Annotated in this window: 11 protein-coding genes; 5 read left to right on the top strand and 6 right to left on the bottom strand. The window is 41.0% G+C overall.

Annotated elements, in window-relative coordinates; all coding sequences use genetic code 11:
* Positions 1–245: 245 nt before the first annotated feature.
* Positions 246–1,124, top strand: a complete 879-nt coding sequence (locus BM294_RS07745; RefSeq protein WP_091206515.1) for an ROK family protein — start codon at positions 246–248, stop codon at positions 1,122–1,124.
* 163 nt (positions 1,125–1,287) lie between these two features.
* On the opposite strand, the gene BM294_RS07750 is transcribed toward BM294_RS07745, so the two are convergent.
* Both BM294_RS07750 and BM294_RS07755 read right to left on the bottom strand, forming a co-directional pair.
* Complete coding sequence (locus BM294_RS07750) at positions 1,288–2,559, bottom strand: chloride channel protein (protein ID WP_091206518.1); 1,272 nt, start codon at positions 2,557–2,559, stop codon at positions 1,288–1,290.
* Between the two features lie 248 nt (positions 2,560–2,807).
* Positions 2,808–3,734 carry a Tim44 domain-containing protein gene (locus BM294_RS07755; RefSeq protein WP_091206520.1) on the bottom strand — a complete coding sequence of 309 codons (927 nt, stop codon included), beginning with the start codon at positions 3,732–3,734 and terminating at the stop codon, positions 2,808–2,810.
* Positions 3,735–3,813: 79 nt separating this feature from the next.
* Between BM294_RS07755 and BM294_RS07760 the strand changes: the two genes are divergently transcribed.
* Both BM294_RS07760 and BM294_RS07765 read left to right on the top strand, forming a co-directional pair.
* Positions 3,814–4,710: a tRNA modification radical SAM protein MnmL/YtqA gene (locus BM294_RS07760; RefSeq protein ID WP_091206652.1), complete on the top strand. Its 897-nt coding sequence runs from the start codon at positions 3,814–3,816 to the stop codon at positions 4,708–4,710.
* 360 nt (positions 4,711–5,070) lie between these two features.
* Positions 5,071–6,390: an EAL domain-containing protein gene (locus tag BM294_RS07765; RefSeq protein ID WP_091206524.1), complete on the top strand. Its 1,320-nt coding sequence runs from the start codon at positions 5,071–5,073 to the stop codon at positions 6,388–6,390.
* Positions 6,391–6,461: 71 nt separating this feature from the next.
* On the opposite strand, the gene BM294_RS16125 is transcribed toward BM294_RS07765, so the two are convergent.
* Positions 6,462–6,857 carry a barstar family protein gene (locus BM294_RS16125; RefSeq protein ID WP_091206526.1) on the bottom strand — a complete coding sequence of 132 codons (396 nt, stop codon included), beginning with the start codon at positions 6,855–6,857 and terminating at the stop codon, positions 6,462–6,464.
* 395 nt (positions 6,858–7,252) lie between these two features.
* Between BM294_RS16125 and BM294_RS07775 the strand changes: the two genes are divergently transcribed.
* Positions 7,253–8,368 (top strand): hypothetical protein, encoded by a 1,116-nt coding sequence (locus BM294_RS07775; protein WP_091206528.1) that lies wholly within the window; start codon positions 7,253–7,255, stop codon positions 8,366–8,368.
* 230 nt (positions 8,369–8,598) lie between these two features.
* On the opposite strand, the gene fliB is transcribed toward BM294_RS07775, so the two are convergent.
* Complete coding sequence (gene fliB / locus BM294_RS07780; protein WP_091206531.1) at positions 8,599–9,810, bottom strand: flagellin lysine-N-methylase; 1,212 nt, start codon at positions 9,808–9,810, stop codon at positions 8,599–8,601.
* A gap of 211 nt (positions 9,811–10,021) precedes the next feature.
* Between fliB and BM294_RS07785 the strand changes: the two genes are divergently transcribed.
* Positions 10,022–11,092, top strand: coding sequence for an anthrax toxin lethal factor-related metalloendopeptidase (locus tag BM294_RS07785; protein WP_091206533.1), 1,071 nt, complete (start codon positions 10,022–10,024; stop codon positions 11,090–11,092).
* Between the two features lie 36 nt (positions 11,093–11,128).
* Here BM294_RS07785 and BM294_RS07790 read toward each other — a convergent pair whose 3' ends face one another.
* Positions 11,129–11,788 (bottom strand): zinc ribbon domain-containing protein, encoded by a 660-nt coding sequence (locus BM294_RS07790; RefSeq protein ID WP_091206536.1) that lies wholly within the window; start codon positions 11,786–11,788, stop codon positions 11,129–11,131.
* A 378-nt stretch (positions 11,789–12,166) separates the two neighbouring features.
* Positions 12,167–14,737 carry an FAD-dependent oxidoreductase gene (locus BM294_RS16510; RefSeq protein WP_207648049.1) on the bottom strand — a complete coding sequence of 857 codons (2,571 nt, stop codon included), beginning with the start codon at positions 14,735–14,737 and terminating at the stop codon, positions 12,167–12,169.
* Positions 14,738–14,999: the final 262 nt, after the last annotated feature.

Here is a 14,999-nt window from a genome sequence, read left to right on the forward strand (position 1 = left end):
GTTATCCTTTAATTATAAGAAAAAATTTTTATCGCATCAATCCGTTGAAACTGTGATTAATCACCAAAAATCCACGATTCATTTTGGGGAAAATGTCATTAAAGCGGTTAACCGGAAAAAAAAGATACTATACATTTTTTCAACGATTGATTTTTTATTGTCAATCTTCTAAAATCGAATTATTACGGTGGATGAATGGGTAAATCTGCCGGTTAAATTGAATGTATTCTGTAGGAGGTACGAACATGTTGTTTGGAGCATTGGAGGCCGGCGGAACCAAAATGGTTTTAGCCATCGGAGATGAAAATGGAGAGATTCTGGAACAGACATCCATACCTACTGTTTCTCCCGAGGAAACAATTCCCGAGATCATCGCCTGGTTCAAGGATAAAAATATTGAAGCTTTAGGTATAGCCGCATTCGGTCCTATAGACCTTAACAGAGATTCTGAGACTTACGGCAGCTTTACAACCACTCCTAAACTCAAGTGGGCTGATTATAATATTGTTAAAGCTTTCAGAGATGCACTGGGTGTGCCTGTGGGATTTGATACCGATGTTAACGGTTCTCTTCTCGGAGAAGTCACATATGGACAGGCAAAGGGTTTAACAGATGCTGTTTATATCACTATCGGAACCGGTGTCGGCGCAGGAGTTATGTCAAACGGAAAACTGGTTCACGGTATGCTTCATCCTGAACTTGGTCACATAAAGCTTGTACCTCATCCTGATGACAGTTACAAGGGACACTGTCCTTATCACGGAAACTGTCTTGAAGGTATGGCTGCAGGTCCTGCCATTGAAGAACGTTACGGAAAGAAAGCCATAGAACTAAAGGATGACGAAAAGGTTTGGGATATCGAGGCTTACTATATAGCACAGGCCCTCTCCAATATTATCCTTATGATGAGCCCGCAGATCATCATCCTTGGCGGCGGTGTTATGCATCAGACACAGCTCTTCCCGCTCATCAGAAAAAAGACCGCCGAGATGCTTAACGGATATATCAAAACAAAGCAAATGGAGAATCTTGATCATTATATCGTACCCGCATCATTAAATGACAATCAGGGTATCATGGGATGCATCAAGCTTGCCATAGATGAGAAGACACTCGAAGGCTGATTCCTAAGAATGTACTGATTATATCAGTGGTTCCTCAGAGCCTCCGGCGTCGAAGCACGGATTTTCAAAGGAATTTGATACTTCGCAATATAAGAAAAACTCTGCAAAAGGTAAATCATCAATCCCTTTTGCAGAGTTTTTTATTTGTGTTATTTATTATCAGTTAATGTGTTTTTGTATCGGTTATACTCTGATCATACTTATTGAACTTGATCTTCTGTGAAGCATAAAGACTGTAGTTTCCGGAGAACAGATATGTGATTGCCACACCTAAAAGGAGGTATGAAGACATATCGAATCCAAAAAGTTCAAAGCCTATCAGTATAGAGGCAATCGGACAGTTGGTTACACCGCAGAATACCAGAATCGCTCCAAGTGCTGAACCAAGGGCTGGTGACATGCCGCATACACCTGCAAGTGCGTGTCCGAAGGTTGTTCCGATGAAAAGTGAAGGAACGATTTCTCCACCCTGGAACCCTCCTGACAGTGTAACTGCGGTAAAAATGATCTTTAAAAGAAATGCATACGGCACAATCCTGTATGAAGGGTCATTGATACACTTTGCAATGATGTCCGATCCTGCACCGTTGTAAGTCTGTGAATCCACAAGCAGCGTCATAATCACAACGAGAACACCTGCTGCCAAAGCGCGGAGATAAGGATTCTTTATATAGTTTTTGGCGATAGACTTTGTTTCATGAAGTACTACACAAAACAGCACGGCAACCAGGGCGCAAAGTATAGCAAATATTATAGTGAAGCCACCGGTTTTAACAGAAAACGGAGTTATCTCAGAAACAGTCATCACTGCTTCTGCACCAGGGTTTATCATCTCTGCCACAAAATGAGCAGTAAGTGCGGAAATCACACAAGGTACCAGCGCCGAATAATACATTATCCCAACGGTGCTCATTTCAATTACCATGATGGAAGCTGCAAGCGGAGTACCGAATAAAGCAGAAAAAGATGCACTCATTCCACACAATATAGTATTACGACGATCCTTTTCATTAAATCGAACAAGTTGGCCGATGGCATTTCCCAGGGAACCTCCGACCTGAAGTGCTGCACCCTCACGTCCGACAGAACCACCGAAAAGATGTGTTATGACAGTGGACACGATGATAAGAGGTGCCATACGAAGCGGGACTTTCTGCTCCTTATGAATAGCATCTAATACAAGGTTGGTACCCCTGGGTGAGCGTGCCCCCAAAAGATGATAGTAGTAAACTATGCATACACCGGCAAAAGGCAATGCAAAAATAATGTATGGATTGGCCATGCGAAACCTGGTGACAATGGAAATAGCCTTTCCAAAGTATGCTGAGACAGTTCCTACCAGCACTCCTGTAAGGATACCAAAGAACATCCATTTAAGATTGATTAGAAGTTTACTCAAAAGATTATAAAACAGATCGTCTTCTTTCTTTGACATATCGTCAGTTACCTCGATTAATTATTGTATTTAGGGAAACTCTGATTAAAGTGTTTCCATGGGCGGAATTTTGATGCTAAGCATCAAATTCCATTGAGAATCCGTGCTCCGACGCCGGAGACTCTGAGGAACCACTGATATAATCAGTGGTTCCTCAGAGTAATTCATCAGTAAGTGCCACAAAAGTATGTGACACTCACCGATATTAATAGAAGTCACATCTATGTGTCTTATACCACAGCATCTTATCATACTGTCTGCTGAGATATTCCCTTGATACTCTTGATTGCCCAGTCTTCATTCTCAATTGTGACTATTGAATCACAGTATGGACACTTCGCTGTCTGGTTAATATTAAGCGGTGCTCCGCAGTGTGGACATACCACAGACTTCATGCCCGTTGAAATCTTTGTGATTACTCCCTTCTTTCGGCAAAGGTCATATTCATATGTCATGAACTTTTCACGTGTCTTATCACCCGAGATCAGAGCACCTGTATTGTCGTCAAGAGTGTAGTCCACAATACGAGTCTTTACATAGGCCACAATATGGTCTAATTCATTATCCTGATAGAATGTCTTTGGTTCTACACTGAGAACTGCTATACGTTCAATGTAGTTTGTCTGATGTTTGCTCTTAATGATATTAAGCTGACGTTCCATCTGGGCATAGAAGTCATCTGTAAGATAAGGACGTACTTCTGTGAGATCCTTGGCCTGCCATGCATTTTGAAGCTTCACATAAACATTGGAAAGTTTTGCTGCAAATTCAGCACTGTCAAATCCCGGATCGATAGACTTGTACTGTTCTACAGGCTGACCTCTGGTAACTCTGTTCACAGCTGTATTGACCGGTTTGTTTGCATGTATCTTGTTCATGCCCCTGAATTGTGTGAATACATATATAAGGATAATAACAAAGATGATGACTGTAAATATGTCAAAGTCTGAGTCACTGCCTGATGAACCGCTGCCACCGTAATATCCGTAATCGGATCCTGATGAACTCCATCCGGAATCATAACTGCTGCCCGAATCCGAACTCCAGTCGCTGGAGCTGTAGTCAGAATCTCCGGAATAGCTTCCAAAATCGGCAAATCCTCTTATAGTAAATGAAAACATCACGAAACAAAGAAGTAATATGCATATAAGTTTGTGTCTGGATTTATTTTTCATGTGTCGTTTACTCCTATGATTGAAAAGATATTTCTATTTTAACATTTTTTCAAAAACAATAAATGCTATAATTCAGGTTATGTATTATTTATCACTTTCAGAATACTTAAAAAGAACCTATGGGAAAAAACTATATAAGATTTCACTTCAAACCGGATGCTCATGTCCAAACAGAGACGGTACAGTTTCAAAAGGAGGATGTACTTTCTGTTCGGAGGGAGGATCCGGTGATTTTGCAGCTCCTCTTCTGCCCATATGTGAACAGATAGACATCGGCATAAAGAAAGTCGAAGCCAAACTGCCCAAAACAGGAGGGCATGGATTTATTGCCTACTTTCAATCCTATACCAATACTTATGGCGAAACTCCGGTACTTAGAGAAATATTCGAAGAGGCTTTGAAAGATGATAGAGTAGAGATTCTTTCCATTGGCACGAGACCTGACTCCATTAAGGATGACATGATAGAAGCACTTAATGAACTTCAGGAGCGATATAACAAGAAGATATGGATTGAACTGGGTCTTCAGTCAGTACATGATCATACTGCACAGAAAATCAACAGAGGATATCCTCTAAGTGTTTTTGAGGACTGCTACAAGCGCCTTAAATCTAAAGGACTTTCTGTCATAGTCCACGTCATCATAGGTTTTCCATGGGAAAGCGAAGAGGACATTCTTGAAACGGTTAGCTATCTGTCTCAACTTACTCCAACCCTTGACGGAATCAAGCTTCAGCTTCTTCATGTGCTTAGAGGCACCGCAATGGGAAACGATTATCTGGCAAGTCCCTTTCATGTTCTCACTCTTGAAGAATACTGCTCCATCATCGTCAAATGTCTAAAGCTCCTTCCCAGAGAAACAGTCGTACATCGTATTACAGGAGACGGTCCCAAAAGAATACTCATCGCACCTTTGTGGTCCGGAGACAAAAAGCTTGTTCTTAATGCATTGAACAAGGCAATCAGGGAAGCATAGCCATCATAAAACGTGGCATCCTGTCACACAATCCTTTGCATTGTGTTACAAATTTTACTAATATACATTATAGCTAATATCTATAGCGCAAGCGAATGATATATATATGACAGTTAAATTATATAAGCGTATTGCTAAAGATAATCATTTTCCTATACAATAAAATAGTATCTTAAGTTATATGTCTGATGTTTTATTATTGATTTTAATTTTAGTCTTATGGAGGAGACGTTTTAGGAAATCCGGTATTAGACACAGTAGTTTCAGGGAGGAAACTGCTTGCAGACCCGTTTTTTAAGATATTTACACCATGTCAAATTTGAGGGGATGACCTGGTGCATTAGGGGAAAGGGTTAGTTTATGACTGAGAGTAAATTGAATAGTATGAATACGTTTGTTGAGAGGGCACAGCGTATTCTTAGTACAAGTCCCGGAAAGCGCTTTATTTTAGTGCGCTCAAATATAAGGGATTTCAAGCTTGTCAATCAGGTCTTTGGATTTCAAAAGGGGAATGAGATTCTTCAATGTCTTGAGGAATATTTTGATAAAAAAAGACTTTGTTTTGATGTCTATTGTCAGCTTCACATTGATCAGTTTGTTTTTCTGATGGAGAAGAACAGTTATTCCGAGGCGATATTCAGAACTATTGCCGATAACTGTTCCAATCTTATCATGGGTTCATCATTTCGTGTTCATTTCCAGCTTGGGATATATGAGATCACGAACCCTGACATGGAGATTCTTTCCATGTGTGACAGGGCTAAACTTGCCATCAAGTCCATAAAGATCGATGAACCGTTTTCTGTTGCCTGGTACAACGAGTCCATCATGGAGAAACGTCTGTACTTCAAGAAAGTCATCAGCGAATTCAATGATGCTCTTGAGGAAGGCAGATTTCTCATGTATCTTCAGCCTCAGGCCAATACAAAAGGTGAGATAATAAGTGCTGAAGCTTTGGCAAGATGGCTTATGAAGGATGGCACCATACTGTCACCTTCACATTTCATCAGTATACTTGAAGAGTCTGAGCTTATCTGGAAGCTCGATCTATATATGTGGGAGAAAGCCGCTCAGCTTCTTGCCTGCTGGAAGCAGGAAGATGACAAGAAGAATCTGAGTATATCTGTTAATATTTCGCCTAAAGATATTCATTACATTGATATAGAAAAGACACTTATAGGTCTTGTCAATAAATATAACATTTCACCCGAAAAGATGAATGTTGAGATTACGGAAACAAGTTTTGTAAGTAATCCTGCGTTTTATGTTGAGCTTATAGAGAAGCTTCACAATGCCGGCTTTGCCATAGAGATAGATGACTTCGGTACAGGTTACTCTTCTCTCACACTGCTCAAAAACTTTCATGCGGATATTCTAAAGCTTGATATGGGATTTTTGCAGAATAATGACAATCTTATCCGGTCAGAGATCATCATTGATTCAGTTATAGAGATGGCAAAACGACTTGATATGCAGGTCATTTCCGAAGGTGTTGAAACACAGGAACAGGCTGCTTTTCTCAGGATAAACGGGTGTGATTTCTTTCAGGGATTTTACTTCTCAAGGCCTGTACCTATCGATAAGTTCGATACTGTTTTAAAAGCCTACAATCTCGAAAGAACCAACAAGGGCGCCAAACATCCGAAATCCATGAGGAATCTGGTTTTGGAAGCTGTTTAAAAAGTCTAAAAGGATGCGGACATGTTTTTGTTCGCATCCTTTTTTCGGTACTATCCGATACTTAACAATAGTTAATCTGTCTCCATTTTGTCATATTCATCGCTGTCACTGTAATTGTCATCAGGATCAGAATAGTCATCTCCGCTGTCATCATACTCTGATTCTTCGCCATTGTCATAATCATCATCAGGTTCATCATCAGATGAAAAATGCACTGTGAAATCAGGAATATCTACCATAAGGTCTTTAAGTGTATGTTTGAATTTTTTAAAATATGCAGGATCGGATTCCGCAAACTCATCAAAATTTTTCACTATCAGATCACAATCATTGATGGCATCGCTTAGGTCATCATACAGAGCGTCGAGATTTCTTCCGAAATGGCTCGGTACAGGCAGCTGATCTTCTATCGCATCATAGAGCTCGTCGCGATCAGTTACATCAGACAGATCAAGAATATATTTCATATGTTCCTCCGGTGTTCGATGGCTTCCTTGCCACATGTGTTTAATTGAATCAAATGTGGGTGGCAAATGCTATTGGCACCCGGGTCATAGATTAATTACCGACAATATTCTGAAAATGATTATACTTAAGTTGTAAGATTATTGTATAAGAAAGAATATTTTTGAATCCTGTAGATAAAAGTCGAAAGATACTTAACAGAAGCGTAAAAGTTGATTCATCTTTTTTCAGTTTCAGTTCAGCCATAGTTGATAACATAATGCCATAGTTCAGATGAACCTACATCTTTCACATTATGTGAAACAGGTTTCTGCTACTATCTTTACGGTTCCCGACACACAAAAGTTCCGTAAAAGCATTATCAAAGCATAAACGACAAGTCTAAAGGAGGCTTTAAATGATCAACTTAAAAAAATTAGCAACAGCTTTGGCATCGGCCTCAATGATCGCTGCTCTGTCTGTTCCCGCTTATGCAGACTCAAGAACTGCTATCTCATCAGTCACCATCAATGTAGCTACCGACCTTTCCATCGGATCAACTTCAAGCGATGTAGAGGTTACAACAAGCTCTTCTCTGTATGATGTATATAGTGCCTACATTACAAATACACCCAGCGATGGATGGGATGAAAATGACAATCCCAAGGTACAGATAAAACTTCAGCTTGAGGATGACGATGACTACAAATGGAACATCACCAAGTCAACTGTCACTGTAACCGGTGATTCCGGTTCCGTCACATCTGTTTCCGGAGGAAGTGGACACGGATATCTCACTATTGTGTATACATTGGACGATCTCGATGAAGTTTACGATGACTGGTCAAGTTCACTTGATCTTGACATATCCAATGCCAACTGGCAGACAAGTTATGGCATAGCCGACTGGAGTGAAGCAGAAAGTGCCAAGAAATATGAGGTAAAGCTCTATCGTGGAAGTTCTCTTCTTACAACTGTAACAACAACTAACGATTACTACAGTTTTGCCAACTATTTCACTCAGGCAGGAACCTATACATATAAGGTGCGCGCAATTTACTCTAGTTCTAACAAGGGCTCATGGGAAGAATCAGATGATCTGTATGTAACTGAGTCCCAGGCCGAGAAGATATATAATTCATACAACTCAAGTACCAACAGTACAACAAGTTCTTCATCAAGCTCATATCTCGCAAACCTCACTGGTTCAACTGTATATGGCTCTACATCTTATGCCAATGCTTTAACCTCATCAGAGGGTGGTCAGTGGGTTCAGGATGAGTTCGGATGGTGGTACAAGAACGCAGACGGCTCATGGACTTCAAACGGCTGGCAGCAAATAAATGGTAAGTTCTACTTCTTCAATGATCACGGCTACATGAAAACCGGATGGATTTTATGGAATAATCAGTATTACTACTGCGGTTCCGATGGAGCAATGCTCACAAACACTGTAACTCCTGACGGCTACTATGTTAATTCTTCCGGAGTCTGGGTTTCTGATTACAACCCATACAGCTATAGTGCAAGCTAAAACTATCGGCAATACAGCCGGGACAAAATCACTTGTCCCGGCTGTTTTATTAGTAAAAGCTGATTAAAGCGTTGTACTGTCCCGATTTTGATTCGAAACATCAACTTCCTTTGAAAACCCGTGCCTTGACACCGGCGGCTCTGAGGAAACGAGGATATGATGTGAGTATCAAAAGTATTTGCCACTCACCAATGAAGCGCAACAGATGGCATTCAGATAATCCAAGACTTTTAACCTAATAGAAAATCAGCATATCCAAAGTCCCATATCGGAGATTCAAAACTGCTTTCAAGATAATCTTCTATATCATCTGCATCATAGCCCGTAAGCCGCGAAATCAAAACAATCATCTCTCTGACTGTTTCATAGCTCAAATCATGTTCCGGATTCTCTTTCCACTTAAGATACAATGCCTGCTGAATGATAGCATATTCCATAATCATCCATTCAAACTGCATCACCATGTCCCTAAGATCCATTCCCGGTATGAGAAGACCTGAAAAAGCTTCGGAAACAAGATAGTTTCTGAACAAAGATTCGTACTTTGATATTGAAGAAAGAAAATCAGACTTGTCATCCTTCTTTCCCGAAGCATTTTCTTTATCAGCATACATTGACATATCGGTTTCGTTTACGTCCAGTTCTTTTGCAAGATTTCTCAGTGGACTGATGAAAGCTGTATACCTGTTTTCTGCAGCATAGTTTTCAGTCATATCAAGAAAAAGCTCATTTCGTTCCACCATGGATTCAGAAACATCACGCTCAAGTGAAGCGATGGTTGACTCAAGCTCACGAAGAACTTTAGGATCGATATAGTCAGACATGTCCTTCAAAGATTCTTTACTGTAGATATCAAGAAGAATATAGAAGGACTTTAGAAGATTGATACGATTATCACATTGTTCATCCGAAAGCAGATACATAATGAGATTTCTTGCAGCCATAAGCGTATCTTTAGTGTGCTTAAGACCTTCTGTATCTCTATAGTTCAGCCCTTCAAAAGTAAGTATGTTACGCTCATTCCACTTATCTACAACTTCAGGGCAACAGGCTACAAGTGATTTCTCGGTACGATCAGTATATTCATGATTTTCTCTCGGAAACTCATGACAGGTTTTGGAAAGTATCTCTTCACCATGATCAATAACAAGTCTGCAAAGATGATCAGAATCAAGGAAAGGACACGTCATATCCCTGAGGAGTCCGATAACATCTGTTCCATCCTTTTTGACTATGAACTTTGAAAGACAACTGTGCTCATTGAGCCATTCAGGCAGTCTTCCGGCTTCTTTAAGTCCCTCCGGAGCATTTATGGAACGCCACCTCTTTTTTGTTTCCGGATCAACCGCGATCTTCCATTCCTGACAACATGTAAATGAACAGGAACCGCCTATACAGTGGAAATCATCATAATAATCAGGTTTTATTACGTTTAAGGACATATTTTCTTCCTTCCATTTATGAATCCAAACAGTATGAATTCATCATAAATTTATCACATTTTTGAAGTATATACTTTATCAGGAAATGCAGATTAAATCAGTGTTTCCCCGGTATTCGAAGATAAATCCCGGTTCAAAGAATCATGACGTGAGTGCCAAAGCACACACAAAGGTATATAATATACATATATTCAGGCAGGAGGCATACAACTTGCATATTTTAGATTCTAATGACATCAAAAAAATCGTCCTGACAGTCACAGCCACGCTTTTTACAACATTGGCCGGCGGACTGACATCATATGCTGCCATTCCACTTGAGGATTCAGGTACAGCAGTAACATCACAGCAGATTCAGGCAGTAACATATCAGTATAATATGATTCCGGCATCCATTCGTGATGTTTATGAGAAAAGCGGTAATATCATATATTTCTTCGATAATAATCCTCTTATCGAAGATCTATTGGGTGCATATTCAGGTCAGGAGGGTCAGGAAGCCAAAATCATCCTTACCAATCGCGATTATGGCGGAGCTGAAGCCATAACTCATGAGATGGGGCATTACTTTGATGATATCTGCTTCCCTGATGAAGGAACTACTGCAAAATCGGTTGTATACCGTGGTATCAAATTCATAATCACTCAGAACGGAAAAAAATACATTTCAGACACGGATGAGTTTAAACGTATTTTCCTGGCTGAAAAGAAGAATTCTCCTGTATCGAGTTATGAAAAGACAGATGCCAATGAATACTTTGCAGGTTCATTTGGTCTTTACTGTACAAGCCCGAGCTCACTAATGAAATACGCTCCATATACTTATGCGTATATCGATACTCTGGTTCAGCAGTTTACTCAAAACTTTCCTGCATCAGCTGAAAATATAGCTCTTACAGTGACTGTACCTGCCACTATCGATCAAATAACAGGCGGCACCACTGTTTCAGGTATTCTTATCAGCAATATTTATCAGAATGCCGCCGCAACAAGTCCTACATCAGGCACCTCAGGAACACAGCTTACCGGCAATGTCTCACAGATCTCAGGTGTCACATCCGGAGGCGTCCAATATACCGGATACACCAATGCCAATGTAGATTCCGAAGATGGTGTTGAAAAGACCGGACAAACTGTAGAAGCCGCAACTGCAGCCGCTGCAAACGGCGACGGTACAACTACAGTTGTCAATACTGATGGTTCTGTGACTACAACTACAGTCAAAACTACAGAATATGGAACCATGGTATCTGTCGTTACAACCTACTCATACGGTTATTGATATGCAGTACTATGGCTTCGGTCAATAAAATATGCATTATCCCATGTAGATTCCATTTGAATGTACATTGTTTATAGCATCCGAATCCATGGTGATCATAACTGTCACTATAAGTATTGTAAACAGAACAGCATGAATCAAAGGATACAGTGCTCTCCTGTTCATTCCGGGAAGATGTTTTCTCTCCCACAGGCTAAGTATAGGCAGAAAATAAGACATATATATAAACTTCTCACTGAACACAAGCCCTTCCATCATTTCGGGTCTTGTGTTCAGATTTTTTATATCAAGATATCCGAATATGAACACCAGTGCCTCATAAATTATGAAAGTATTCATGAGATTAAATATCAGATTATTTCTAAGCACCAGAAGATGATATGCAATGGCCAGAATAGCAGGAACCGTAGCCTGAAGCCATGCAAACTTTTCTTTTTTTATATCATTTATCAGCGTACTGTTCCCTGCTGCGGATTTACCTGGAACTGTATCGGAACCTGTGGATTTTCCGGAAGTCTGATGTGTTCTTCTCCTTACAGTACGACCACATCCCGGACACTTGTCTGCATCATCAGGCACTTCACTGCCGCAATTGGTACATACTCTTAACGGCTTTATCTTCACTATTGGTGTATGACAGCAAGGACAATTCTGTGTATTATCCGATATGTCTGCACCACATCTTGGACATTTCATATTTCACCTCAAAATTTCAAATAGATATATGTTTATAATGATGCGAGCATCTATGCTTCTCACATCATATCATTATACACAGAGACACCGAAAGGACATAGAATTTATTTTAGAGAAACGCTGATTATAGCCTTACCATGGCCGGATTATCTATGCGAAGCATCAATTTCCTTTGGAAATCCGTGCCCCGACGTAAGAAAGTCTAAGGAAACACTGATATACTCAGATTTTTCTTAGAGCTTCAATAAATCACCATCATTTAACTCTATTTCACTTTATAATCCTGAGTACAGAAAAAGGAGCGATCCTTTCGGAACGCTCCTAATATTTTAATCAGTGCTTTAATGAATCTAATTCAATTGAATATAGAATACTTGATTATTTGTTATCTGCTGTAGCAGCCTTTGCAGCTGTACGTCCGGAAACGAAGATTTCAGTGATAGCGTTACCGCCTAGACGGTTACCACCGTGGATTCCTCCGGTTACCTCACCTGCTGCGTAGAGACCCTTGATAACATTGCCGTCCTTATCAAGAACATGACGATCAACGTCAACAGATACACCACCCATTGTATGGTGAGTTGATGGAGCCATGAGACGTACACGAAGCTTAGCGTCATCAAGGTTGTATGTATCAGCCTTGTATGAACCGTCATCGTTCTTCTCCGCATCACCGATAAGTGCTGAGAACTGCTTCTTTGTAACATCCTTAGGCTGCTTACCGTTCATAATAGCCTGATCGTAATCCTTGATTGTCTCGATAACAGCATCAGCATCAGTATCAAAACCAATCTCCTTGAAGAGATCAGCAAGCTCACCGATTGTTCTTACATACTGTCTGCCCTCAACGTCCTCATCCTTATATGGATATGGTCCCGGGATAGGAACTGCTGCGTTTGCAATCTCGATGAATACGCCCTTATGGCCTTTCCACTCGATACCATTCTTGAACTCACCAAGAGAAAGAACGTCACGCTCTGAAGTCTCATCTACGAAACGGTTGCCTGTTGTAGGATTGATGTAGATAGCATAATCTCCGCCACCGAATGCAAGATCACCATCATCTACCCATGAAATAGGCATAAGCTGTGTAAAGCCCTCACCGGTTGTTGCAGCACCTGCTGCCTCTGCCATCTTGATACCATCACCCTGAAGTGATGAACGGTTTGTTGTCTCAATGTTGTCATTGAGGAACTCACTTGACCAGTACTTGTTTGTCTCAACAACCTTTGAAATGTTAGCTGCGAAACCACCTGTTGCAAGGATAACACCCTTAGTTGCGTGAGCGGTTACAGGTGTACCATCGTACATTGTAGCCTTAACGCCTGTTACACGACCGTCTTCAACGATAAGCTCATCAGCTGTTGTACGTGTCATGATCTTGTTAGCTTCGTTGGCATTCTTAAATGATGTCATAGGAGCCATGAAATATGTTCCCCATCTTCCGCCGTACTCTTCAGGAGTTCCATCGCCATCAGCATCTACGTTGGCGCCGATGAACTGATTCTCTCTGTACCAGAGTGCACCGATAAGTGTAGGCTGTGTATCCTCAACAAATGTTGAACCCATAGACTCAAGCCATGGCTTGATATCCTGACCATCTGTGATGAACTGTGAAACGAGATCTACATTACCATAGATCCACTCTGACTTGTCAGCACTCTGACGAAGTCCGCCATAGTATGTCTGGAAGATATGAAGGTTCAGAGTTGAGAAAAGTGTAAGATCAGACTCAGGTGTTCCTGCATCAAGCTTAGGCTGTGCCCAATCAAGATATGCCTTGATCTCCTTCTTGAGAGCCTGGAGTGTTGGAAGATAATCCTTAACAACACCATGCTTTGAAAGCTCTTCGATATCGCCGGCTACATACTCGTGATCCTTGTAGTAATCAGCATCAAACTCGTCCTCTGACCAGTTAAGGATAGTCTTTAATTCATCGATACATCCCTGAACTGACTTAACCTTATTGTACTCATTGCCGTCGAAGCCCTTGCCTGTAGTTGCATCAGGATTCTTCTCATCCCATACGAGATAAGGCATAACTGACTGATACTGACCACCGGATACAAGTGTATTACCACCGACTTCGGCATTCTTCTCAATAACGAGAACTGTATTGCCATCCTGAGCTGCCTGAGCTGCTGCAGAGATACCTGCTCCACCTGCACCTACAACAACTACATCATAGGTCTCTTCGACAGCATCCTGAGCCTTAACCTCAACAGTGTTGGATGTAAATGCATCCTTGTTTGTTACACCTGCCTGGTCAGCTGCATCATTAACAGCTTCCTTGATGGCTCTTGATGAGAATGTAGCGCCGGAAACACCGTCAACACCTGTTCCGTTTGCTGCGATGATATCATCTACAAGGATACCGAATGCAACATCACCAACATGCTCTGTTTCCTTTGATTCCTTAACCTCGATGGCTGTGATATTCTTGTCATCGAATGTAACGTCAACAGTTACTTCTCCGTTGTAACCTGTTCCCTTACCTGTGTAAGTACCTGCTGTGAATGCAAGCTCTGCATCGTTAGAAGCAGCCTGACCTGTCTTTGCAGCCTCGATAGCCTTTGCTGCAGCTGCCTTAACACCGTTTGATGTCAATGTAGCGCCGGAAACACCATCGATTTCTGCTGACTGTGCATTCTTGATCTGATTTGCAAGTTCCTCAAGAGCAGCTCCACCTACTGTAGGTGTCTCATCATTGCCCTCGATTTCAACTCCTGTGATGTCGGTATCTGTCACTGTTACAGTAACGGTTACCTTTCCTCCGAAGCCCTGATCTGAACCGGAATATGTACCCGGAACAAAGTTTCCTGATGCTGCAGGAGCTTCAGTAGCTGCAGCAGTTGATGCAGCTGTAGTCTCAGCAGCCTGCTGTGATGCGCAGGCGGTCATTGATGCCACAAGACCTACAGCCATTGCCCCCTTAAGAAATTTTTTCATTTTGCCTCCTAATTAAAGCACCTGTAAAATACTAATATATTATAAGCATAGTTAACAACAAAAGACAAACCGAAAGCGGTTACAAATGAGCTTAAAAATGTAAAATGTTAACAATGTATCATTTTTATGCATAAATCGCAGCCGTAATTAGACACATTAGCATATTTTTGGTGCATATATCACAAATTCCATCAATATTGGAGATTAATCCGTCCTCAATAATTCAATGAAAAGTAGATGATAATGTATTACCCACTTTCTT

Origin of the sequence: Oribacterium sp. WCC10, assembly GCF_900113415.1 — a bacterium.
GTDB lineage: Bacteria > Bacillota > Clostridia > Lachnospirales > Lachnospiraceae > Oribacterium.